The sequence below is a fragment of the Pedobacter sp. Leaf41 genome, from assembly GCF_001422545.1.
Lineage (GTDB): Bacteria > Bacteroidota > Bacteroidia > Sphingobacteriales > Sphingobacteriaceae > Pedobacter.
The window spans coordinates 203,627-227,982 of record NZ_LMLE01000006.1 but is presented as its reverse complement, the minus strand read 5'-3'; the positions used below and the strand labels follow the sequence as shown (position 1 = coordinate 227,982).

At 39.2% G+C, this 24,356-nt stretch carries 26 protein-coding genes and 1 pseudogene; 14 read left to right on the top strand and 13 right to left on the bottom strand.

All coding sequences use genetic code 11. The features are described 5' to 3' along the window. Positions 1–501 precede the first annotated feature (501 nt). The 4 genes from ASE92_RS08305 (at position 502) to ASE92_RS20750 (ending at position 3,030) form a co-directional block, all read left to right on the top strand. Complete coding sequence (locus tag ASE92_RS08305) at positions 502–963, top strand: hypothetical protein (protein ID WP_056849640.1); 462 nt, start codon at positions 502–504, stop codon at positions 961–963. 307 nt (positions 964–1,270) lie between these two features. Further along, on the top strand, positions 1,271–1,642 hold the full coding sequence (locus tag ASE92_RS08300) for a hypothetical protein (protein WP_157255691.1): 372 nt from the start codon (positions 1,271–1,273) through the stop codon (positions 1,640–1,642). A 297-nt stretch (positions 1,643–1,939) separates the two neighbouring features. Beyond that, positions 1,940–2,296 carry a hypothetical protein gene (locus ASE92_RS08295; RefSeq protein WP_056849638.1) on the top strand — a complete coding sequence of 119 codons (357 nt, stop codon included), beginning with the start codon at positions 1,940–1,942 and terminating at the stop codon, positions 2,294–2,296. Positions 2,297–2,490: 194 nt separating this feature from the next. Then, positions 2,491–3,030 carry a Crp/Fnr family transcriptional regulator gene (locus tag ASE92_RS20750; protein ID WP_369817409.1) on the top strand — a complete coding sequence of 180 codons (540 nt, stop codon included), beginning with the start codon at positions 2,491–2,493 and terminating at the stop codon, positions 3,028–3,030. A 38-nt stretch (positions 3,031–3,068) separates the two neighbouring features. Here ASE92_RS20750 and ASE92_RS08285 read toward each other — a convergent pair whose 3' ends face one another. Then, entirely contained in the window at positions 3,069–4,496 is a 1,428-nt protein-coding gene (locus tag ASE92_RS08285; protein ID WP_056849637.1) for an amidase, read from the bottom strand. Positions 4,497–4,777: 281 nt separating this feature from the next. On the opposite strand from ASE92_RS08285, the gene ASE92_RS21130 reads away from it, so the two are divergent. Next, complete coding sequence (locus tag ASE92_RS21130; protein ID WP_157255690.1) at positions 4,778–5,809, top strand: hypothetical protein; 1,032 nt, start codon at positions 4,778–4,780, stop codon at positions 5,807–5,809. Positions 5,810–6,086: 277 nt separating this feature from the next. Here the strand turns inward: ASE92_RS21130 and ASE92_RS08270 are convergent, their stop codons facing one another. The 4 genes from ASE92_RS08270 to ASE92_RS08255 form a co-directional block, all read right to left on the bottom strand. Then, positions 6,087–8,435, bottom strand: a complete 2,349-nt coding sequence (locus tag ASE92_RS08270) for a mechanosensitive ion channel domain-containing protein (protein WP_056849634.1) — start codon at positions 8,433–8,435, stop codon at positions 6,087–6,089. Positions 8,436–8,708: 273 nt separating this feature from the next. Continuing rightward, complete coding sequence (locus ASE92_RS08265; protein ID WP_056849633.1) at positions 8,709–9,185, bottom strand: SRPBCC domain-containing protein; 477 nt, start codon at positions 9,183–9,185, stop codon at positions 8,709–8,711. A gap of 590 nt (positions 9,186–9,775) precedes the next feature. After that, positions 9,776–10,105, bottom strand: a complete 330-nt coding sequence (locus ASE92_RS08260) for a hypothetical protein (protein ID WP_056849632.1) — start codon at positions 10,103–10,105, stop codon at positions 9,776–9,778. 8 nt (positions 10,106–10,113) lie between these two features. Beyond that, entirely contained in the window at positions 10,114–10,551 is a 438-nt protein-coding gene (locus tag ASE92_RS08255) for an RNA polymerase sigma factor (protein ID WP_056849631.1), read from the bottom strand. 124 nt (positions 10,552–10,675) lie between these two features. Between ASE92_RS08255 and ASE92_RS21480 the strand changes: the two genes are divergently transcribed. The 4 genes and pseudogenes from ASE92_RS21480 to ASE92_RS08240 all read left to right on the top strand — a co-directional run bounded on the left by ASE92_RS21480 (position 10,676) and on the right by ASE92_RS08240 (position 12,946). Then, on the top strand, positions 10,676–10,828 hold the full coding sequence (locus ASE92_RS21480) for a hypothetical protein (RefSeq protein WP_235527321.1): 153 nt from the start codon (positions 10,676–10,678) through the stop codon (positions 10,826–10,828). Beyond that, positions 10,828–11,352 (top strand): annotated as a pseudogene (locus ASE92_RS08250) (DUF1223 domain-containing protein). Before ASE92_RS21480 ends, ASE92_RS08250 begins: the two are co-directional and overlap by 1 nt. Positions 11,353–11,469: 117 nt before the next feature. Beyond that, positions 11,470–12,171, top strand: coding sequence for a cytochrome b/b6 domain-containing protein (locus ASE92_RS08245; protein ID WP_235527320.1), 702 nt, complete (start codon positions 11,470–11,472; stop codon positions 12,169–12,171). Further along, positions 12,155–12,946: a molybdopterin-dependent oxidoreductase gene (locus tag ASE92_RS08240; protein ID WP_056849629.1), complete on the top strand. Its 792-nt coding sequence runs from the start codon at positions 12,155–12,157 to the stop codon at positions 12,944–12,946. Before ASE92_RS08245 ends, ASE92_RS08240 begins: the two co-directional genes overlap by 17 nt. A gap of 32 nt (positions 12,947–12,978) precedes the next feature. Here the strand turns inward: ASE92_RS08240 and msrA are convergent, their stop codons facing one another. From msrA to ASE92_RS08210, 6 genes are all read right to left on the bottom strand, one after another. After that, on the bottom strand, positions 12,979–13,644 hold the full coding sequence (gene msrA, locus ASE92_RS08235) for a peptide-methionine (S)-S-oxide reductase MsrA (RefSeq protein WP_235527319.1): 666 nt from the start codon (positions 13,642–13,644) through the stop codon (positions 12,979–12,981). A 7-nt stretch (positions 13,645–13,651) separates the two neighbouring features. Then, a complete protein-coding gene (gene msrB, locus ASE92_RS08230) occupies positions 13,652–14,152 on the bottom strand; it encodes a peptide-methionine (R)-S-oxide reductase MsrB (protein ID WP_082454980.1) in 501 nt (166 codons plus the stop codon). 566 nt (positions 14,153–14,718) lie between these two features. Next, the gene (locus tag ASE92_RS08225; protein WP_056849627.1) at positions 14,719–14,916 is read right to left on the bottom strand and encodes a hypothetical protein; all 198 of its coding nucleotides are present in this window, start codon (positions 14,914–14,916) and stop codon (positions 14,719–14,721) included. A gap of 350 nt (positions 14,917–15,266) precedes the next feature. Beyond that, the gene (locus ASE92_RS08220; protein ID WP_082454979.1) at positions 15,267–15,860 is read right to left on the bottom strand and encodes an RNA polymerase sigma factor; all 594 of its coding nucleotides are present in this window, start codon (positions 15,858–15,860) and stop codon (positions 15,267–15,269) included. 137 nt (positions 15,861–15,997) lie between these two features. Further along, on the bottom strand, positions 15,998–16,582 hold the full coding sequence (locus ASE92_RS08215; protein ID WP_056849625.1) for a fasciclin domain-containing protein: 585 nt from the start codon (positions 16,580–16,582) through the stop codon (positions 15,998–16,000). A gap of 126 nt (positions 16,583–16,708) precedes the next feature. Next, entirely contained in the window at positions 16,709–17,254 is a 546-nt protein-coding gene (locus ASE92_RS08210; protein WP_056849624.1) for a DoxX family membrane protein, read from the bottom strand. Between the two features lie 517 nt (positions 17,255–17,771). Here ASE92_RS08210 and ASE92_RS08205 point away from each other — a divergent pair. The 5 genes from ASE92_RS08205 to ASE92_RS08185 all read left to right on the top strand — a co-directional run bounded on the left by ASE92_RS08205 (position 17,772) and on the right by ASE92_RS08185 (position 21,589). Further along, positions 17,772–18,137 (top strand): LytTR family DNA-binding domain-containing protein, encoded by a 366-nt coding sequence (locus tag ASE92_RS08205; protein ID WP_082454978.1) that lies wholly within the window; start codon positions 17,772–17,774, stop codon positions 18,135–18,137. Between the two features lie 173 nt (positions 18,138–18,310). After that, the gene (locus ASE92_RS08200; RefSeq protein WP_056849622.1) at positions 18,311–18,883 is read left to right on the top strand and encodes a hypothetical protein; all 573 of its coding nucleotides are present in this window, start codon (positions 18,311–18,313) and stop codon (positions 18,881–18,883) included. 75 nt (positions 18,884–18,958) lie between these two features. After that, positions 18,959–19,387 (top strand): hypothetical protein, encoded by a 429-nt coding sequence (locus ASE92_RS08195; protein ID WP_056849621.1) that lies wholly within the window; start codon positions 18,959–18,961, stop codon positions 19,385–19,387. A gap of 10 nt (positions 19,388–19,397) precedes the next feature. Then, positions 19,398–20,300: a mechanosensitive ion channel family protein gene (locus ASE92_RS08190; protein WP_056849620.1), complete on the top strand. Its 903-nt coding sequence runs from the start codon at positions 19,398–19,400 to the stop codon at positions 20,298–20,300. A 59-nt stretch (positions 20,301–20,359) separates the two neighbouring features. After that, the gene (locus ASE92_RS08185) at positions 20,360–21,589 is read left to right on the top strand and encodes a sodium:proton antiporter (protein WP_082454977.1); all 1,230 of its coding nucleotides are present in this window, start codon (positions 20,360–20,362) and stop codon (positions 21,587–21,589) included. A 119-nt stretch (positions 21,590–21,708) separates the two neighbouring features. On the opposite strand, the gene ASE92_RS08180 is transcribed toward ASE92_RS08185, so the two are convergent. After that, positions 21,709–21,897: a hypothetical protein gene (locus ASE92_RS08180; protein WP_056849618.1), complete on the bottom strand. Its 189-nt coding sequence runs from the start codon at positions 21,895–21,897 to the stop codon at positions 21,709–21,711. 861 nt (positions 21,898–22,758) lie between these two features. Then, a complete protein-coding gene (locus tag ASE92_RS08170) occupies positions 22,759–24,132 on the bottom strand; it encodes a PAS domain-containing protein (RefSeq protein ID WP_056849616.1) in 1,374 nt (457 codons plus the stop codon). Between the last annotated feature and the right edge of the window lie 224 nt (positions 24,133–24,356).

Below are 24,356 nucleotides of genomic sequence, written 5' to 3'. Positions count from 1 at the left end.
ACTATCTATGGTATTTAAGGGGAACGTTAAGTTTTAAAAACCGTGCTGTTTTTTTGACTTTCATCCCCGCGATTGGCCGCTAAATTATCATCAAACCATCAAGACAATACTAGTTCCCCGAAAGTAAGGTAGTACAATTTACATCTTGAAAAAAGATCCGACAGCCATGAGTATTTCAGTTATTGTCGAAATCGAAAACACTCCTGATCATTACACAAGGTGCTGAACCATTCAAGAGCCTCGAGATGCAATCCGCTAACTATCCAGGCATACCCTAAGCTGGTCAAATCAAGATGTACTAAAAAAAGCTTAACAGAACTCATTTCCCGAAAACTTGTATCACAAAACAGATTTTAATAAATTTACAGAAGAACGTGTTAATGATGCAATAAATAAAAAATTGGATACGTCGTCTACGCTTATAATCCTATACAAAGACAAAATGCACTCGATATATAGCTGCTAATGGTACAGATTGGAAAATCAACATTAGAAATAACTATGACAATAACACAGAAAACAATTTGGATGCGCTATTTACTACTTGGGGTTTTTAGCGTGAGTTTTTTTGGCTTTTCTTGCAAGAAAAGAGTCGATTATGCACAATATGCTGAATTCCATTATTTAAACTCAACAAGCAAGAAAATAGTAATGGACTATCCCAAGAAAAAATTCGCAATTGAAGCTAATGGAGGGGAATATTATTTTGAGGTTAAAGGGATTGGGCCTAAAACGATCTCACCAGACAGCTATAATTTTTCACTCCCGATAAATTTAAGGGAAGAAAATAGAATACCCGTTACAATAAAAATTGGAGAAAAATGCTTTACTTCAACAGAAAGAAGCGAACATACTTTAATTAATGTGAATAGTTATCAAATCGAAAAAATTGATGAGGGTCACTACAAATTCACCTACACCTTTACCGAGGCAGATTATAACCTTGCAGTAAATTGCCCATAGTTTTGAAATTTTGAATAAAGATTGAAGTTTTGGAAGCAGGTAATTTAGGTTTTTGCTGCTCTTATCATAAACATTATTGTAAACTTTACAGAAATAAAAATGAACTAATATGACGACAAACTATCCACCTGATAAGAATTTTCCCCGCCTCAATTCTACCCTGATTATGCTGTGACAAATAATAGATGCAGATGCTGACGAAATCATGGAAATATTATATTTTGATAGTATAAACGCAAGTTATCTAATGAAGCAATCCCCACGACATAAGGTGAGTGGAAAGATAACATTATAAACAATTATGACAATGGTACAGAAGCATATGTCGAAACATTATTTAATCTTTGGCTTAATTATTAGCATTGTCTCTATTTTAGGAAGTTGCGTAAAGGATAACTTTTACGACCAATACGGTCAATACCAATTTATAAATAAAACGAATTATAATATTACATATAATACAGGCTTAGAAGAATTTAATATTCTGCCAAAATCAACAATTATTTTTGAAGAAAAATCTAGAGGTGAAGGTGAAAAACCTGAAGCTTCAAGTTATAATAGCCCATTTAAATATTATAGTAGTGATTTAGTAATTAAATTTAATGGTTTAAAATGTTTAGTAAATATTAAGGATAATGATGTACATAGTATTAGAAACATTAAAAAATCATACAGCTGAACGTGTAAGTGATGTAACTTATAAATTCACCTACACTTTTACCGAAGCTGATTATAACCGGTCGGTAAATTGTCCATAGTTTTGATTTGAGAAACCTATTTTAATAAACCAGATGCGCATATTGAACGGATTAATCATTGGCTTAAGGTATTGGGACACCTTTAGATATTCAGATCGTTAATACAAAAGATAATCTAGACAAAGGTGGGATCTTGTTCTAGACCGTGCACTCAATCTCATAAAACGTAAGCAAATCCGAGAAAAGTATTAGAGCATTATAAAGACAAATAAAACAAGATGAATAAACCAGCTTTTGAAGTTACTTTAAATGGACAAAAAATCGCGACCGCTCAGATCGAATCTGATTTTGGCGTTGTAACAACAATTGTTACCTGGGTTAGGCGAGACGACAATAGCGAATCATTAAATGTCAGTATTAGTGGGCGAGACTCGATAGCGGAGAAAAACATAAAATGGGCTGCCCAAGATCTGAAAATAGGTGATAAATTAGTAGTTTCAATTATTGATGAGACCACTACGCAAACTGATGAAGGAGTAGTCGAAATTTTTGATTCCATCACTGTTTTAGATCACAAATTGATGACCTATCATAAATTAAAAGAGGAACTCAAAGAATATTTAAATGAGCTTTAGTATCAGAGAAAAAATTTCTCACAAAACGAAGGTAATACTCCTCAAATTCCATTTTTTATTTTAGCTCCATCCAGTTTTTGAAACGTTCGGTAACTTGGACAGTGATACATTTATTTATAATCATTGTTGCCTTTAGTTAATTATCTTTGAGCATGTTTGAGGTATTTGAAGCATACTTACGTGATTGAGTTGAAATTTCAGATGACGAATTAAAAATCATTCGTGCAGCCAGCACGGAGAAAACTTTACGCAAGTGGCAATCTCTTCTGCACGACGGCGAAGTATGGAAAATCAACTGTTTCATTTCTTCGGGTTGCTTCAGGCTTTACCGGTTCGGCAATGATGGAACAGACCATACCTTGCGTTTCGGGGTAGAAAACTGGTGGATCAATGATCAGGAGAGCTATAATCACGGAACACCATCGCTAAATAATATTGAAGCCTTAGCGCCCAGCACCGTTATTATCTGGACGAAAGAGCATTGGGAACATTTAATGATGACCATACCTGCACTGAAACTGTTTTACGAGAAGCTTCTGGCCCGGGGTTACGAAACGAGCCAGCACCGCATTTATTCACTAATAAGCGCTTCAGCTGAAGAAAAATACATTGAATTTCAAAAGACCTATCCAAAGGTATTTAATAAAGTCCCTTTGCATATGGTAGCTTCCTATCTAGGGATATCTAGAGAAACTTTAAGCCGTATCAGAAAACAGTTTACGAAACCAAAATAAGAGAGGGACTATCATTTGTGATCAACCCTCTCCCGTTTTTATACTATTGGGTGGAGACTATTTACCTCGCTAACACTTTCCAATAAAGAAGCGACATGTAAAATCGTTGATTCTGCCTGCCAACTTCCTACAAGCTGTACCGCGATCGGTAATCCTTCCTTACTGGTGCCGAAACGCATAGCGATTCCAGGTAAGCCGGTGATATTGAGCGGCACGGTAGCGCCTTGAAGATAAGTTGCGTCTACTTTTTGTCCATCGATCACAAACTCCTCTACACCATGCTTATGGGCAGGAATTGGCAACACGTGGGTAAGCAGTACATCGTATTTTTGAAAGTATCCGGCAAAGCCATCTCTTATCCGCTCAGCCGCCTGTTCGGCAGCGATAAAATCTTTCATCGACGTGTCGGGCAATGAGAGCATCGTTTTGGCCATTTTATAAAGCTCATCCTCTCTTCTGCCTGCCGTAGCCACCCTGAATGCTTCTTTCATTTCCATTACATGTAGCTTGTTGAAAACATCAAGTGCAAAATCTCTTTCAAGCGCAGGTATGTTCACCGGCTCCACGGTAAGGCCAAGATTTTTCAGCGCATCCGCTGCAGCTTCTACCGTAGCGGCCACCTCAGCATCAACCGGACCAAAGCCTGGCCCCACCATCCAGCCTATGCGAATTTTGCGCTGAGGTGAGCTACCCATTCCGGAATCGAACCCGACTGTGCTGCTTGCAAAAGCATCAAGACCATCGGGACCTGACAGTACAGAAAAAGCCAGTTCCAGATCCCGGATACTTCGGGCCATAGGGCCAACATGCCAGAATCGGCGAGGTTCCCGCGGCCATATCCCGGTCATAGGTACCCGGCCATGTGTAGCTTTGAGCGATACAATCCCGGTCTGGGCTGCAGGTCCACGTACCGAGATGGCAAGGTCTGTGCCTAAGCCAAGTGGCGACATACCTGCGGCTATAGCGGCTGATTCACCCCCACTGGAACCGCCTGGTGTGCGGCTCAGGCCCCATGGGTTGTTAGACCTGCCGCTGAGTAAGTTATCACTTTCTATCCAGTAAGAAAACTCTGGTAGATTGGTTTTGGCAAGCAGAATCCCGCCAGCTTTTTTCATCCGTGCAACGCTGGTGGCATCTTGTTCTGGAGTACGTCCTTTAAAAATCGGCGAACCCCGCTGGGTCAGAACATTTGCAGTGTCTATTGAATCTTTTACCGTAAACGGGACGCCATGCAAAGGCCCAACTTTATCGCCCCGCATAATTGCCGCTTCCGCATCTTTTGCGGACTTTAATGCGTGCTCTGCAACTGTGACAATAGCATTGATAGCTGGATTCTGAGCCTCAATACGGTCGAGATGTACTTTTACAACTTCTACCGGTGATATTTCTCGCCTACGGATCAAATCTGCCAAAGTACTTGCATCCTGATAATAAATTGGATCTGTTTTGCTGGTTTGTGTTTTCATATTGATATCGCTTATTATTGTTCAAAAATGAGCACCAGTACATTGAAGTGCTTAAACAAAAATGAGAACTAACGGCGAGGGGAAACGAAGTCAGATAACACAAAATGACATTGACATTTGTCACACCTTTCAAATAGGCGAAAGCGATTATTCTATTTTTTCGATTGCAAAGAAATATAAATAGCAAGTTTTCATTTTCGAAAAATGAAGGTATCCTCCCTCCCGTTACCACTTCCTTCTTACTTATGGTTTCCTTAAAAATCGGCAAAACCAAATCACTCATGAAGTGTTTAGATGTTAAAAAATTAAAGCCCTTGTCATTGAAATCATTATCGAAAACCCGTTGGCGGATTGAGCCGGACCGTATAACAGTTTACCCATATGGCCTATCCTATATTCTTGCTGCCGTACTGTCCATTTTTTTTCTGAGCGGATACCTGGTCTATCTTTATTATCTCCGAAATTCTTTTACTTCTTCCCTGCCAATACTTATTATCCTGATAGTGGTAGTTGCCTTATTCATCCTTTGGGCGGGCACATCTGTAGAGTTTGACATTAGTGCGGGCGTCATGCGAAAAAAACTAATGGGCTTTTTGACCATATCCTCCCTTCCATTTTCTAAAATATACGGTATTTCACCTGTTTCCAACATGGCTGGTTCTTATACCTACAGGTTATTTAAAAAAAATGACCGATATGGAAAAGGGATATTGGTATCATCCAGTTATGGAAAAAATGATGATCCCAATGCAATCGCATTTGTCGATGAGGTGATCACCCCTCTACACCGTCATCTGGAGGCGCATGATAGCCCGGGAGATTTCGCCCCACAGTATATTGATGAGTATAAGTTTTTTATCCCAAATGGTGGCGCATACATTCTTAAAAGAAACACAATCGGCAGCCTTCTACTTGGCGTTTGTCTTTTGGCTATAGGCATTCATGAAATTACACCCTATGCATGGCTGGGCGGCGGCTTTAATATCGGGAGAGTTTGCTTTCTGCTTTTTACCCTGGTTGGAGGACCAGCGATTATCCTGTCGGGTTTTACCGAAATCACTCTTGACAAGGGTTCCAGAATGCTCACGCGAAAAAACCCTATCGGATTGGGAAACAGAACTTATTCATTTGATGATTTCAATGGAATCCAAACGGTTAGAAAATCAACTAATATGATTTATTCGGGAACCGATGTACAGGTATATTTTTTTAAACCGGGAAGCCAGAAAGAAGATGTGTTGGTTCTATCAAGTTTTTTTAGCACAAAAAAAGTGGAACGTTTTGTAGCGGAAGTAAACAGCATCCTGCTTTAACAAACCACATAAGTTCAATAGACCGGTAATTCAAATCAAAACAAATTAAATATTAGTCAAATAAGCTGTCATCAATGGCGACCCAAATTGAAACTCACAAAGAATATAGATCTAATGATTTTTTCTTCAGGTTCCGTATTATTTATTAAATCATCATCTGGAAAAATTAAAGAATGAGACTAGGCATTGGCAAATAGTAATTTGAACAAAACAAGAAAATATGCAGGGACTTACCTCGAAGCTTATACTCAACATATCTTATGTAGCAAATCGAGAATTACATCACTTTGATATCTGCTTCCTGGAAAGCAACCATGATGCGCATAAGCGTATCGCTCTTAAAAGCGGCTTCTACATACACATTGTTAACCCAAACTAAAACTTTAATTTCCACACTATCGGCTGCCAAATTATTAACTAAAATTTCTGGTGGGAGCTTGTTTACGGTATGGACTGATCCTTTAATCACTTCGGAAATGATTTCCTGAACCTGCTGCATATTAGCAGTGGAGCTTACTTTGATCAGCAATTCGGATTTCAGATAATCGTTGCTCAGCGTCCAGTTGACCAACCTGCCGGAAAGCAAATCGCCATTCGGGATGATCACTTCTGAGCCTTGTGGCGTGAGTAATTTGCTCGACCGGATACCAATATCCTGGACCTTGCCCCTCTTATCTGCAAGTTCTACATAATCACCAATACGGAAGGGTTTCTCGAAGATTAAAATAATGCCAGAAACGAAGTTGTTGACAATGTTCTGCATACCTAATCCAATTCCAACACCAAGTGCGCCCAAAACAACGGTAAGCTTATCCATCGGGAGGCCAGACGCGGTAAAAGCCAGAAGCAGTCCAATCACGATAATGATTAACCGAAAAAGTGCCACTTTTGAACCCTTATGATCACTGGCGCCATCGAAACTGATTTTTTGTTCGCCAAAAAATAACGGCACATGTTTTTGTAATTTATTGGAAACGTATATAATGATGAAGAAGAAAAGCACATTTCCTAGCGAAAAGTGGATGCTGCCGAAACTTCTTTCTTTGGAGAGTATGCCAGTCATCAGGCTATAAATCGCGGATGACATCCCCAAATTGTTAAATAAGATTAAAAGCCAAACAATAAAACTGAATACCTTAAGCACCTTTTTGAACTGCGATTTCATCGCATCAGGATTTAACCTGGAGAAGAAGCCTTTATTGCAAGAACTTATTTTGATCTGCAGTTCGAGTGCATCCAGCATGATCTGAATAAATACAGCCAGCGAAATCATTTGCGTCAGATTAATGACCCCAGCTATGCCAAAGAGTTTAGATAAGCTGATTCTGCCAAATACATTCATGATTATCGCCAGCCCGTTCATCAATACCAGCACCCAGATAACTAATTTAATGAACCTTTTGGAAAACTGCGGAATTTTTGTTTTCCCATACATCCTCACTCCTAAAAATAGAAAACCCAAATGGATGGCCAATAAAATCAATCTCGGCAAGAGCGCCTCACTGATCAGGCTGGAGGCAAAAACCAGGAACACAAAGCCACCGAGAATCATAAACCACAACCTTAATGCTTCTTTTGGCAAAACTCTTCTCAAATGGATAGTAATCAAAATCATTAAAATAAGTTGTACCACCTCAATAAAAATAGAGGGTGCATCAGAGTGAAAGGCAAGCAAAAGACATAAAAGAACAATGGAACTGGCCATGATGGGATAAGCCCGCAAATAGTCGAATTTGAGTTCTCCTATCTTTCGTTTAACTGATACACGACTTGCTGTTACAAAGTTCCGGTGAACCCAGATAAAAAAAGCTAGCACAACAATCAGTAACACAACGCCGGTATCCCAGATTGAATTGATAAAATATTGGAAGATTTCTCCCTGTCCGAAATAGGCATCGGACAATCTTGAACCAATTTGGCTAAAACCAAATAATTGTAAAGGTGCTGACCAGATGTATGGAACTTCCCTATTGGCAGCAATTCGTCCAGATTTTTCCAGTTGGTCATCAAGGGCAACCTGTAAATCATTTACCTCACTGCTCATGGAAGAACTTTTTGCTAAAAGTTCGCTTACTTTAGATAAGTTTCTGCCTGTAACCTCGCCCGTTTCGTGCAAACGGGTTTTTATTTGCAAGAGTTGAGGTCTGTACAACATTTTTTCTGACTCTTCCTGATCTGCAAGAAGCAACGAATCGGAATTGAGGTCAATTACCTGTTGCGACATTCGCTGAAGTTCAGAATTGGTTTTGACCAGGCGGGCAGAGATTGCCGAAAGTTCAGTCTGCACATCTTTGAGGATCAGTTTAAAACTAACCAGGCTTCTGTTTTCCGCATTACCTTTTCCATTGCCAAAATCCCTTTTTACCGAGGCAATACTAGAACCAAGTGCTGCTAGCCGATCTTGAATTGCACTCACATCATAGCCTTTTTTATTGGCTGCATAAATTTCCGTAATGGCCGCCTGGGCAGTCTGGATTCTGAACAGCAATGTATCAGGGATAACCCGAGCAGAATCCTGCGCTCTTTTCAAAGAATCTTGTGCCTTCGATGATCCTACCCAACACAGCGAAATTGTCAATAAAATGATAAGATTAAGTAAAGCTTTTGAAAACCGGGATTTGTACATTTTTTTAAAGTGATTTGAATTGATAACTGGCCCTGATTCTGGCGTCTGCTAAAATAACAGATTATCAGTTTTGCTTTAAGTTTATTTGAAAAATATCAATGAATGAGCTCGACATTCTCCCTGAATTTGGTTGCCTCGTAGACGGCACCAGGCATTGTCGCGATTGCAGCAAATGAATTGGCGTATAAATGGGTAAAACTCGATCGTTGATGTTATTCGAGATGTCTATTTCAACATCTCAAATAACATCAAAGCTGGGATGCTTTAAACAAACTAATGTTGTGCTGAATTTCTGTTTAGCGCTTCATTTTCCAGGTAAGTTTTTAAAGATTCCAGCGCTTCTTTCCAACCTTCCTCGTGTGGGTGTATTCCTTCAGTTTCACTTTGATTTTCCTGAGTGATCGTTATTTCGGATCCCTCTCCCACAGCTTCAAAGCCAACGGTAAGCAGATAATTGCCATTTTCAAGTGCTGCATCATCAACTATCCAGTTCCAGGTATAAACCAGTTTTTGTTCTGGAATTACAGATTGATACGTTCCCTCGATGGTTAATTTACCAGTGGCCTCGGCTTCACTTTCGAAATGATACGCAACTTTTCCGCCTTCCTTAATATCGTTCTCTACATTTGAAAGTATTTTCCCTGTTGGTTTCCACCAGGCTTTCAATGCAGATTCATCCGTCCAGGCCCTGAACAATGTTGCGGTGTCAACATTAAATTTTTCACTAATTTTAATGGGTTCGTTTTTCATGTTATTGATTTAAAAGTATAATTTACAACATCAAAAAACTGGAAAAGTTCCATTAATCTAAACTTCATAAGTGGCGATTGCGTGTTACCTTAACAAGAAGATCTTATTATTAAACCATGCGCCACCGCTTCCTAAAAAGGCGCAACAGCAAAGATATTCATGCTTAAAGAAGAATTAAACCAAGTTCTTCGAGCCTGCTCACAATCCATACCGAGATCCCTAATAAGAAAAACCATGTTCGGTGTTAGTGTCAGAAGTTATTGTTCAGATTATTTCTAATAGGTATAATAACACATTAAGCGGGAAACTTTGAACCAAAAAACTAGATATTGATTTTGGGCAATTATTCGTCCAATTTTCTTTATTTCAATTTATCAAAAACTCATTATAACACTAAGAAATTTACGGGATTATTGGAATGAGTTTACAGGAATCATGCTCAAAAAGCCATCTTTTTTGAAAAGGTTGCAACTAGTTGTTTCCTTCTTAGTTCTAACTCGATTCAAGAATTTTATGAAGAGTTATAGGGTATTCTCTGATCCTTACTCCGGTAGCATTATAAACGGCATTTGCAATAGCGGCAGCAACACCTACCAGGCCAAGTTCACCAAAACATCCGGACCTGCTAAGAGTCTATCTGCATAAAATTTTCCTGTTTTAAGCGGACCAGCATTAGAAGCGGTGATCACCCCAATGACACCCGGAAGTGATTTTGCTGCTGTTTGATGAATAGCCTCAATTCGCTCCTTTGCAATACCTGCTCCAACAATATATCCATATGCCGGTTTTATATTAGCTATTTGATGTTCATAGGCGTAGGTTGCACGGCCTGTTGTTTTCAATGGCCCGTCTATCCTATCAATCGGTTTACCCACCACTTTGAGCTGATTGATTGCATTTTCTCCCTGCTGGTTTATCAAATTTCATATTACCTTTTAGCTTGCTGAATAACTGATTCTATAGTGCGCTCGACCAGCATAATTTTATATCGGTTCTCTCCAGTTGGTCTTGCTCCAGCCAATAAATGTTCTGTAAACTGTTTAGAAGCTTTGGGCAAATCAATCTGTTCAAATTCTGGCTGCCTAACTTCCTTTAATCCTTTTGATGCTTGTTTCCTGTAAAAATCAGCTATCTTATTTTTAAGGATTGCCGAAAGCCAGGTTTTTTCACTGCTGTTTGCTTTAAAACGATCCAATTGTTGTAGTGCAGCTAAAAAAGTATCCTGCACTAAATCTCTTGCTACTTCTTCATCTCTTAATCTCGACATGCCAAAGCGATAAAGGAAGTCAGCATATTTTTCAACCCAGGTTATCGGGTCGGGATGAAGTTGATTGGTTACCATTAAACCTTGCTTTTCTTCATTCATCTTTTTACGTACATTGTATAAATATAGTGCTAACCGTTTAGTCGGTAGCAAATTAAATTCCTTACAAATTATTTTTTTTGTAAGGAATAATTTAAACCAACGACTAAGCCTTTAAATGATTACCATGGTTAGAAAGATAGTATTTGTGTTGTTTGCATTATCTGCGATAAGCTTAGCTTTCACTTTAAAACGAAAGAAACCTGCAGCGCCAGGTTTTGCAGTGACGAACTATTTACTTCGGAAGGCTGCTCAAGTTGTCCACCTGCTGATGCGCTAATAGCGAGAATAGAAAAAGAAAATAAGGATAAACCTGTTTACATTCTTGCTTACCATGTAGATTATTGGGATAAATTAGGCTGGAAAGATAGCTTTAGCAGTGCCAGAAACTAGAAAAGGCAGCATGAGTATTCCAACTGGCTGCGCCTTAATAACGTTTATACACCCCAAATCGTTGTAAACGGAAGCGAGGAATTTATTGGCTATGAGGAAAAAAGCCTTCGAAATGCGATTCAGAATGCTTTATCACAAACAAGCCAGAATCATTTGGAAGTTAGGATTGAAAAACAGAGTCGCACGGATATTTCTTTGAGTTATCAAACCGGCAACCAGATACGTAACAATAACCTGATTATAGCAATGGTAAGTCCAAACGCAACAAACAAAATCGAACGGGGGGAAAACAAAGGCAGAACACTTCACCATGTACAAATTGTAAAAGACTTTAAAACCGTTAACCTTAATGGTAAAGAAAATGGTTTGGTCAATTTAACTTTAGATAGTACAAAAGCGAATTGGAGCTAATTGCCTTACTGCAAAATAGTAGAAGCGGACAAATAACTGGAGTTACAAAACTGCTCATCAAACCGCACAGCTAATGGATTTCAGACAAATGATTGCATTAATGTTATATAAAGTCTAATGAAAGAAATAAAAGAAAAACACGCCTTTTTGATGCGATGGACACACTGGGTAAATTTCCCTGCACTTGCAATTATGATTTGGAGTGGAATGTTTATTTATTGGGCAAATGATGCTTACGGAATCTCCATTTTTGGCATTACATACATTAAATTTTTTCCGGAGTGGTTTTATAATTACTTCCATATACCACAACGTCTTGCCGAAGGAATGGCTTACCATTTCTTATTTATGTGGTTCTTTTTTATAAATGGATTGGTTTACATCGTCTACACTATTGTTTCTGGTGCCTGGCGGGAACTTATCCCTCAAAAAAACACATTTAAGGAAGCGTGGTTGGTTTTACTTCACGATTTACATATCAAAAAAACCATTCCCCCACAGAAAAAATATAATGCTGCTCAACGAATTGCCTACACAGCGATTATATTAATGGGTTTTGGCTCTATTATCACTGGTCTTGCCATTTACAAACCAGTCCAATTTTATTGGCTTTGCTGGCTTTGTGGCGGTTATCATTTTGCACGGATCATTCATTTTGCACTCACTATTGGCTACGTATTTTTCTTTGTGATACATATTCTTCAGGTTGCACTTGCGGGGTGGAATAATTTCAGGTCAGTTGTATCAGGCTTCGAGGTCATAGAAAATAAAGAGAAAGTTAAAGAAGAAAAATTATCAGAACATGGAACAGCCGACTAAGAAGAAAGTAAAAGCACCGCTTAGTATCGAACAGAAAATAAAACGCCGCAATCTTATCTCTTTCGGTGTATTTTTCACTTTTGGTGGTGGTGCGGTTGCAGGTTGGAGATGGTTGCTCCATTCACCTGAAGAGACGGCTGGAATTACCGGCGGCTCAAAACAACCTTTAAGAAGGGCATTAAATAAAACCGAACTATTTTTTCGAAACTTCTTTAGCAACAACCACCTGGTTAAAACCTACGACAAAGAACGTGCAGCAAAAACCGTTCGCATAAATAGCTTGATTGGTATTGAAGATGATAAGGACTTTGACGAGAAAAACTGGAAACTTGAAGTCAGAACCGGGGCAACCGACTCGTTACACATCGGCATTGAAGAGATAAAATCGCTGCCAAAAACGGAAATAGTTTTCGATTTTAAATGCGTAGAAGGCTGGGACCAAATTCAACACTGGGGAGGTGTTAAACTCAGTGATTTCTTGTCGCATTTTAAACTTGATAAGCTATCAGAAAAAAATTATATGGGGCTTGAAACCCCAAATGGCGAATACTATGTTGGTCTGGAAAGAGAGAGTGTTTTGCATCCGCAAACCATTTTGGCCTACGAAATGAACGGTGAGCAAATAACGAATGATCATGGTGCGCCCTTGAGATTGATCATCCCAGTAAAATACGGAATCAAAAACCTAAAACGTATCGGGCTGATGTCTTTCAGCGACCAGCGACCAAAAGACTACTGGGCAGAACAAGGCTATGACTATTATTCTGGCCTGTAAAAAAAGGCGACTCAAAAAATCCTCCGTGCTCATCAGCTTTGATTCTTAAATTCCGGTTTAATCAGTGCATTCATGCTTTTCCTGAGCTTTAGTACCTTGGGTCTGGAAACAGCCTGAATATAGCTACTATTAGGATTTAGCTTGTAATAGTCCTGATGGTAGTTTTCTGCTGGATAGAATACTTTGAAGGGTACCACCTGGGTAACGATTTTATCGCCATAATGATGAGCAGAATTTATCCTGGCCATTACCTGTTCCAATGTTTTTCTTTCTTCAGGATTCCTGTAGAATGCAACCGAACGGTAATCCGCACCTTCATCAGGACCCTGACGATTTAGCGTGGTTGGATCATGAGCATAAAAAAAGGCCTCTGAAAGCTGGGCATAGCTAATTACAGTAGGATCATAATAAACCTCTACAGACTCCGCATGTCCTGTGGTATCCGAACATACCTCTTCATAGGTAGGGTTTTTTACCGTCCCCCCAGAATATCCCGAAACAACTCTATCCACTCCTTTCAGTTCACTCATACCCTCGGCCAGTGCCCAGAAACATCCACCGGCGAAAGTTGCAACCTGTTCATTTGGCTTTGGTCTGGGTAAGTCTGCAAAGCGCTGCTGATTCTTTCTCGTCTGTGCATCCGTGCATGAGGAAAGAAAAACCAGTCCAACCAGCAATAATTTATACATTTTCATCATTGTCAAATTATTTTGATGGAATAAACTTCAGTGCATAAGAGTTCATGCAGTACCGCTGACCAGTCGGTGCAGGCCCATCATCAAATACATGTCCTAGATGGAGGCCTGTGCTTGCCTCCACAACTTCATCCCTGACCATGCCATCTGATGTATCACGGACAATTTTAATAGCAGTGGTATCAATTGGCTTAAAAAAACTAGGCCAACCCGTACCTGATTCAAACTTAGTGTCGGAGCTGAAGAGTGGTTTTCCTGTAGCTGCACTCACATAAATACCTTTTTTGTGGTTGTTCCAAAACGGGTTTTTGTATGGCGTTTCCGTTGAACTGTTCACCATGATATCATATGCTTGTGCAGAGAGTACCTGCTTCCAGTAAGCTGCAGTTTTTGCCTGTGGATATTTTTTGATATCTCTTGAGCGTGTATGGTTATCTGATGGGTTGTTCTGACCACAGGCATTCAATGCCAGTCCCAGAAACAGTATACTTAATACTTTTAAATTTCTCATATCTCCATTGGTCGTTAGAAAACTTAAATCCTTACAAAAGCCCAGAAGATATTTGTACCTAAAAGGCTGATATGATTTAATTTACGAATAAAGCACCTTGCTGGTTCTTCATAGGATTGTAAGTATAAGCCATACTAAAGAAACCCCGTCGGCTGAAAATAAATACCAGATAAAAGGGATTGAATAGGTTTTTACAATAACGGCTGAGCTGGCTTAACTGTTATGTGAAATAAAGCATCAGATTTCCGAAAATTCTGAAAAGCGATGAGTTGTCGCTTCGAAAAAAGTGACAATAGAGTAAGATCAGTGTCGACCACAAGGATGTTTTACAAAAGATAAGAGAATTTACTAAGAAGGCCATTTGAAACTCAAATGAATCTGTAAGTCAATACCTATTTCCAAAGAGATTGTAAAACCGCAAGATAAATACCTTAAGCGGCTTATGTTTGATTGTGTTTACAGCTAAATCGACCGCTTGAGCAACAGTTTTGTTCCGAAAAGATGGCTTTTAAAAAAAAGGGCTTCGAATAAACCGCAAGCCCTCTTAAACATAAATTGATTTAAGACTACATTTTGCTCATCGTATCTTTCATCATAGTGTCTGTCATCATGGTATCCTTCATCATCGTATCGGTCATCATCTTATCGGTCGAAGCATCAACCATGGTAGTGTCTGTACCAGCATCAGCTTTTTTTTCTGAACAGGCGGCAAATGTCAAAGATAGGGACAGGGCTAAAAAGCCTAATTTGAATGCATTTTTCATTTTGTTTTGTTTTGAAGTTTTACACTGATTAATTATGGGTTAATACGGCGTATAATTAAAAGGTAACCTATTTACAACCATTAGGGTTACTAATCCTCTCTAGGGATGTTTGATTTTAGATTTCGCTAGTAGTATCCTCTCGTCTCGAAATTTAGAAGCAATGTTTTTCTTAGAATTAACCAGCTTATGCTTTTCAAGAAAGGCTACGCAAAGATATCCTGGTTTCTATGAAGCGGTTAATTCCTACCAAATGATTTGGTCAATCTTTGCGAAGCTTACGGTCTACCATACAAATCCGGGAAGAACAGAGAAGAATAAGTGAAGCATTTAGAATAACTTATTATTTTCAACTAACCAGGCAATGAAAAGAAGCCCCTTAGAATTAATATGGCCTGTCTGATAGATGTTTTGACACTGCCAAGGGGCATATTTAGTTCTTCAGCAATCTCCAGGTGGGTATAGCCCTGATAGTAGGAGAGTTCGAGTATCGTTCGATGCTTCTCATTAAGTCCAAGCACCAGTTTTTTTAGGTCGATGGTATCCGTATTTACACTATGGCTAAAACTTTCCAGTTCAGAATGATGAACATCAATTTCGATGGTAGACTTGCTCTGCTTGCTGGATTTCAATCTAAGGTAATCAAAGGCCGTGTTTCTGGTAATATTTAGCATCCAGGTGAATAACCGGGCTTTTTTTTCATCATATAAAGGTAAATACCTTTTGATCTTTAAAAACACTTCCTGTAATAAATCCTCTGCGGTTTCCTGTTGGTTTAGAATTTTCATCAATACACCCATGAGGTTCGGCGCATACATTTCATAAAGTTGACTGAACGATCCTTCCCTGTTATCGAGTATGTTGCCCACTAATAGTTGCTCAGATGTTTTGCATTTTAATTGTAAACTTTTGGCATTCGAAGAATGAGTAAGTATAAATGCATGCATAGGCTTGTTTTGATTTGGTAACACTGCCTGTGGCTATTTGTTTTAGTTATTCCTCTGCGCTATACATCCTGTCCGGAAGCAAAATAAAAAAGCCGCTTCGGATATGGAGCGGCTTTTATTAAATCCTATTTATAAACTTATTTTGGCATTAATACAGTATCTACTACATGTATTACACCGTTTTTCTGATTTACATCAGCAATGGTCACTGTGCTCATTCCACCTTTTTCATCTTTCAGAACCAGTTTTTTGCCTTCCATCCATGCCCAAAGCTTGCCTCCTTGAACAGTTACCAGTTCCGCTTTACCATTTCCTTTTTTGATCGCGGCCGCAATGGCTTTGCTATCCATTTTACCTGCAACAACGTGATAAGTTAAAATTTTGGTTAATGTCGCTTTATTAGCTGGCTTAACCAAATTATCTACAGTACCTTTTGGTAACTTATCGAAAGCTGCATTGGTTGGTGCAAAGACTGTAAACGGACCTTTACCTTTTAAAGTTTCTACAAGGCCTGCAGCTTTTACAGCTGCTACCAGTGTAGTGTGGTCTTTTGAGTTTACAGCATTATCAATAATATCTTTTGTTGGATACATTTTAGCACCACCAACCATTTTGGTGCCATCCATTTTAGAACCAGACATTTTATCTTGGGCCTGTACTGTTGTGTTTACTGAAAATGCGATAGCTACTAAGGCAAAAGCAGTTAAAAAAGTTTTTTTCATGTTATTTAATTTCGTTGTACTGTCATGTACGTAAATAAAGCGAACTGTGGTTTTTTTGCTGATGCAATAACTTTTGTTAGAGAATAATATTTATTGTATTTGACTGTTTATCAGTTCATTGGTACTTTATTGAATAACATCGAGTTTAAGGATACGCCTAATTCGCCCGAATCGTTTTTCTAGTTTAGCCGATTTTTTTTCTGTTAATGGACTTGTAATAATTTTACCACCTCTCAAAGTAGCACCAATTACAATTCCTGCAGATATTAGCACAAAGTTTTTAATGATATATTGACCCAGTAAAGTGGGTACAAGCAGGGAATGGTTGAAGGTTTCGTTCGGAAAGAATAATAGCGGTAAGAATGTACCCGCCATCTGTAAATAAAGTAAAATCAGGGTTAGCCTAAGCCAGGCTTTGGATATCAGCCCTAATCCAATGATACATTCCCATATCGCTAAAACCGGCATCGATATTTCCGGTTTTACTAATCCAAAAGTTAGTTTTAATAGGGTACGACCGGCAATCTCCTCCGCAGAACTCACGCCTGGAAAGAACTTAAGTATTCCAAACCATATAAATATAATACCCAAACAAACGCGAAGAATATTCATGCCATTTCTTGCTTTCCAAGCTACAATTCTATTTTCTGTTAATGACTTGAATCCAAACATATCTATCTATTTATTCAAAATTTACATACGTGTATTACATACCGATAGTTTAGTCCCATAAGTTGTTTTATTTTTGAATAGTCCAGATTATAAGAGTAAATCTTGAGTTTGCATAAACTAACCGGTCATAACTAATTGCAGATGAAAACCCCATAAAAACTGAAAATGGATTTGAGTGGTCTGTGGCTAGCATATACTCCAAGAAGTTACTGAACTGTGAATAAACGGTAAATATCCACTCAAGTAAAGATATGGTTTGGTAAAACTTTTCTCTTACCGAGGCAACAATCTCCAGAAATACCAAAAGAATGCTTAGCAGGGATCAACACCAACAGCAAGACAACGAAGAGTTTTGAAGCTATTGGTTGGTAAGGTTTGGATTTCCCTATTTTATTTCAAGCAAGATTTATTAAATTTTACTTGCTGCACCAAAAGAAAACTCAAAAAAATTAAAAATACTACAGCTATTTATTATCCTGGCTAACTAATTATTACCAGAATTGGCTTCTTCTCGGTCATGACTCAGCCTTTCGAGAATTGCTTTCATTTGTGTAATTTATTTTTGCTGCGAGACGATAATATCCTGAGCAAGTCTTTTCAGCTCCGGATCGAATACCTTCAGGCAGTACCCAAACTATCACTTCTTGAAAGCTTTTCAGATCCGACAGCGGCTGTTCGGGCAATTAAAGAGAATCAACGGGTAGACTTTTTATTTCTGGACATTAACATGGAAATTTCCGGGCCTGATATCGCCAGAATTTTGAGGGATGATGTACGATTTATTGTATTTGTGACTGGGCATCCCGAACATGCACCCGATGCTTTCTCGGTGCACGCTGACCGATATCTGGTCAAACCGGTCAGCTTTCAAAAATTTGTATAAACAGTTAATGAATTAGAATGTCAAATGACCAGAACAAACTGCTAACTTGTTTGTCTTCATACAACCTTAGGCTTAAAAAGAGACCGATTATTTTCTGTTATTCTCCTCTGCTTAAGTTGGATTCAGAGAATCCGGAAACGTCTTGACCTTATATACATACAAAACATCAAACGATGCATAACATTAGACCAATAGATAGTCAGCAGCCACCTCAAACTGGCAAGCCAGTGGTTTACCGAAAGACCTTCCTTATTACCATCCTGATTTTCCTTGCGCTTATTTCCGGCCTATGGATCTGGAAAGCTGTTGAAAACAGGAGTATGCAATCTGAAAATGATAGGGCCAATAGACTTCTGAGAAGAAAAATTTCCATGCAAGTGGATGCGAATTTAAAAGCACAGCTTATATTGTTGGCTAAACCACTTGCCTGGGCCATTGGGGATAAAATGATCTCAGGGAACCGGCAGGACATTAGTGTTTATATGAATCAGATGGTGAAAGAGAAAAACTTCGAAGAAATCTCTATTGTGGATCAACGCAATATGATTTTGCTCTCTACGGATAAAAAGGAAGCAGGCAAACCTTATTCAACTTTTTACGATAGCACTTTCTTACGAAGTGACAGTACCAGGATTTATTCACAGCGTGGCAGGTCACTGGTTCTTACCACGCCGATTTTAGGCCTGAATAAACGTCTTGGAACATTGTCAATCAGCTATCACATGCCAGCCAACCCTCTCAATTAATTCATTGATCATGTGCATTCTGAGACTGATAAGTGAAAGGGCAATTTTAATTGATAATTCCTGAAACCGAGACAAATGGATAAATCACTACACAAACCCTCATTTAAGCTAAATGAGCTTCAGGCAACAGCCATATGCGGCAACGGCATCAGCTCTTTCTGCCTGTACGTTGCAGCACTGACCAGGGGGGACAACGTTGCGGTGCTGAACAGGGTCATGATTTACGTAGAGGAAAATGAGGCCACAAAAAAAATAAAGATAGTGCATATTGCAAACAGTGATAGCGATAATGAGAACCTGAAATCGGACATCCTGGTCCTGGATCGGGCCTATCCCGAAATTGATATTGATTTTGTGGAAATAGAGGGAGAATTCGGTCCCGAACTGATTGAACAATTATCTCAAAAGTGGGAAATTCCCAAAAACTTTATGTTTATCGGATCGCCGGGAGATAAATTTCCATACCATGTCTCCGAACTTGGTGGAGTTAGACTGATCATGTAAATTGAAAGATATGAATATTGAACATGCTTACAAGTTGATTCTGGATAAACTCAGCATCTGGGCCAAAGAGTTTATCAGGATCCTACCGAATATTGCCCTGGCAGCGCTTATCCTTGTTTTAGGCTTTTACCTTGCCAAATACATTCGCAATTTACTGCGCAGGATACTGAAAAGATTTATTCTAAATGAGGCACTTGACAATTTATTCAGTTCTGTAATCTACATCTTTTTGCTAGGCATCGTAGTCTTTATTGCCTTGAGCGTACTTCAGTTAGATAAAGCAGTGACCTCTATTCTTGCCGGAGCAGGAATTATTGGTCTGGCACTGGCATTTGCCTTTCAGGATATTGCCTCCAACTTTATTTCCGGCATATTTCTTTCGGTGAGGAAACCCTTGTATGTCGGAGATATTGTCAAAATAAAGGATTACATGGGAAAAGTGGAAGAGATTAATCTTCGTGATACCGTCATCAAGACCTATCAGGGGCAAATGGTGATCATCCCCAACAAAGATGTTTTTCAAAACCCTATTGAAAACTATACATTATTGGGTAAAAGGCGCTTAGATATGAATGTTGGAATCTCTTATGGTGAAGACCTGGAAAGCGTTAAATCACTGACCATCCAGGCAGTAAAAGATATAGATGGCCTTGTCGAGGAAGAGGAAGTGACAATGTTTTATACCGGTTTTGGGGACAGTTCGATTAACTATGTGATCCGGCTTTGGATAAATGTGCATGATAATGTCAATATTCTTGAAGTGCAGAGTCAATGTATCCTCAGGATAAAAAAGGTATATGACGAACATAATATTATGATCCCATTCCCTATCCGAACACTTGACTTCGGAATCAAGGGAGGTGTGTCATTAAGCGAGATGCAAGAAAAACATAGAAATGAATCGAAGTCATGATGTTGATTCGACAGGTGTCTTTAGTCGCCATTTTTTATCTATCAGTTAATTAAACGAAAATGAGCCAATATCTTTTACTGATGCTAATTGCCGGACTTGCAAGCATCGGTATGGCGTTTATTCCCAGCCTTGCCCGCAAAGTGAGGATGTCCTACTCTATCGTTTATGTTGCAATAGGAGCACTGTTATACCTGATATGGCCTAAAATCCTTCCCTCACCCTTGCCGCAAAAAGACAATGCGCTGGTGGTTCACCTCACCGAGCTTATTGTCATCATTTCGCTGATGGGTACTGGAATTAAGATCGATCGAAGTTTTTCTTTCAGGAAATGGTCCACTCCGCTCCGGCTGATCTTAATTGCTATGGTCTTATCGATCGTGATATCGGCATTGCTTGGCATTTTTGTTTTAGGTATGAGTGTTGCTGCTGCATTGCTATTGGCTGCAGTATTGGCGCCAACAGATCCGGTTCTAGCCGCTGATGTACAGGTTGGGCCGCCAAACGAGCGTGGTAAGTCCGAACCCCGGTTCGCACTCACTTCAGAGGCGGGACTCAACGATGGACTGGCATTCCCATTTACCTGGCTAGCTATTGTTGTTGCATCTGAAGGCATTACCACGTCTTCAATATGGCACTGGGCTTGGTTTTACGTTGTTTACAAGATTGCGGCAGGACTGATTATTGGCTGGCTTTGTGGCAAACTGGTAGGCTATCTGGTGTTCTCCATATCGGAAAAATACCGATTATTAAAACCTTCTGATGGGTTTCTGGCCATTTCGCTGACGCTTGTTACCTATGCAACAGCTGAATCACTTCATGCATATGGATTTATTGCGGTCTTCATTGCCGGGCTTACCTTGCGGCATTATGAAAAAACCCATGATTATCATCGGCAGCTTCATTCTTTTACCGATCAGATGGAGAGGATGTTACTTGCTGTGCTCCTGATTTTTTTTGGAGGGGCACTGGTAGGTGGTATACTCGCTCCATTGACCTTTAAAATGGCGATGGTCTCGCTTGCATTTGTGGTGCTTGTACGCCCTGTCACCACCTATTTGTCCCTGTTGGGAAATTCAACCCCGTTAAAAGAAAAGCTCGCCATTAGTTTTTTCGGCATCCGCGGAATGGGATCTATATATTATCTGGCGTTTGCATTTGGTGAAGTCAAATTCGATCAGCAGGAAGAGCTCTGGGCAATCGCAGCCTTCACCATTCTGATTTCTATTGTGCTCCATGGCATGAGTGCAACCCCTGTAATGGGAAAACTCAACAGCAACCGGGATAAATAGAATCATATCCTATTTAAATCACCATTTTATGTGCTCTTTTTTTCTAAACGAAGAAAATGAATAATGGTTATGCAGCAGCTTAAAAAATTTTTTAAGCGCTTCATTAATCTGTAAGTCTATTAACGCACTTCTACATTTTTAACCGCCTGCATATCGGCAACATAATCGTTTGTTAACGAGGTGTCCTGTGTTTCGAGTTTAAGTACAGGAATTTCTACTATATCTTTTGGTTTATTATCGGTATAGCCATTCCTGCATGCTCCGAAAGCCAATGCAAGCAAAGGAATTACCATCCATCTTCTTTTCATTGTTGATTGTTATTTCTAAAAAACGAAGCATAGCAAAGCAGCTTCAGTTAAAATTATTTAAAGCGCATTATGACCTATTGAATAGGCGAAAAACAGATAATACTTTTTAGAAATAAGTTAAGCGGTAAAGAAACCCATGCTGGGCAAAAGAAATTTGTGGCTGCTGATAGCCAATGATTGAATAAGGAACCGTATAATTCCGGGTGATCTTTTTTGCGAAAGCTTGTAAATTAAGACCGGAGTCATTCAGGTGTTTATATTTTTTACGGTATTTGCTCGCCTTGGATTTACAAAGCTAAAATGATGTTTTAACTGCTGGCTATCCAGTCCTACAAATTCCGTAACCTGTTCCCCAATATCTTCCAGATGAGACCCAACCTCCTGCCCAATACTCGGAAATGAAGAATTTAAAAGCGCAAAAAGTACCAGCACCAGCGTGAAAACGTTGCAACGCAGAGCCTGTATTGTACGGATTATAGACGTGTGGTTTCTTGACATTTTAAAAAAGGGATCCCGGCAAAGATAAAAAAAGCGAAAAAAACAATACAGGAGTCATTTAACAGAATTGAAACTTAAGGATTGTTTATTGGTGAGAAGGGATCTACGAGGTATGCCAGTCATCAATAATGCAAGTTGTTAAATCATTCTAATTGCTTGCCTATGATGCCAAGAATATTATTCATTATTACCGTACCCCAAATCTGATGTTGGTTCCAATATTCCCTCTCGCACTGGTAAGATCTTCATTTTTAAGAATAGCAGCAAATCCTGAGGTGCTGAAATAATGATAGGAAATAGTAGGGCGCATAGGCATGAACTGTTATACCTTCCTTAACTGCGGTCATGAAAGCATTTTCTATATTATTGTTCTGATTTATCAACTGCGATTATTTTATTAAACCCGATGATATGAGACGCCAGACCATTTGCATCATACATCGGTTTCCCATATGCCTTTAACCAATGGATGGAACCATCCCGCCATCTTACCTGATATTGGGCCTGATAAATTCCATGTATGGAAACAGCTTCGTCAACAGCACGCTTTATTTTTTCCCGGAATTCGGGCAATATTGCTTCAAAAAGGTCCTTATAGCTGAACGGCTCAAATTCACCGTAACCATAGTTTTTTTTCATCTGCACATTGGCCTCCATCTGCCCAGACGCAAATTCAACAATTGTATATCCCAGGCCTGTATCTTCAATAGCATTGAGCAGCACTTCGTTGGCCTGTTCGCTTATTTTTTTTGAGAAAATCTGGCTGGTGACATCATCGAGAAGAAAAATAATGTTATCAGGCTCATCACCCATCCTGCCAACAGGCTGCAGGGAGAGGTTTGCATAGATATACTTTGGCCCATCCTGAAAGTTTATCAGCACACTTGCTTCCTCGACGTGATAAGATTCGCGTGATAAATAAACTTTTTTTAGCAAAACCCCGAAATCTTCATTATTTACGCTCATGATGATTCCATCGAGTTCTCTTCCCAATAGTTCCACTTTCCCAAAATAATCCTGTATCCTATAGTTTGATTGCCAGATCCTTTTTTCTGCCCCTGAACAGATGCCCATGGCTACAGGTGCCTGCTGAAAGATCATCTCAAAACTATCCAAGACATTTTCTAATACACTATTTGCATTGGTCACTGCCTCCTGATAATCCATCAGATTAGACATCTTTTCAATTACTTTTTCATTTTCTGATATCAGCTGGACATTTTGCAAACGTGTCTGTGCATTTTCGGATACAGCAATCCATAGGTTCATGCGATCGGTCAAATCTTTTACAAATTTGACAAATAGCGACTCCCGTTTCAAATATGAACCAGATGATTTGTTACTCATCAACCACAGGGAGCCGATATTGTAGCCATCTTCTGTAACAATGGCTACACCAGCACAGTAATCTATGCTTTCCCCAAAGATTGCTGAAAACGCTGCAGTATGTTGATCATCCTCAATAACAGTTACTTCATCCGCCGTCAATAGTTCGCCAAGCAAACCCTTGGTTCTAGGCACTAATCTTTTACAAACCGTACCGAATGTGGCTTTAATATATATCTTTTCATGATCTATCAAAGTAATTGCGCAAACTGGCATTTCAAATGTTTCACAAGCGAGTTCTGCAAAATATTCAAGGTTATGTTCAGAAGGGCTGCAGGCAATTCTATATCGGTTTACCGTGGCCAATCTTGCGACCTCATCATAACCCAGACTTTGTTCATGTATTTTCATTCAATTATCAGATCACTAAACGAATATTATTTAATTTCAATCGGTGAGTGCGAAATTTATTCATTACTGAAAATAAATCTAGTGTATTTTTCCATGAATATGATTGCTTTTTAAAAACTTTTATTTACACTTTTATTCCATGGATCATTAACGACATATAAATAAAATCCCAAACAAAGATGAACCTATTGACCGAATTCCGCCAAACCTAACAACCCTCTATG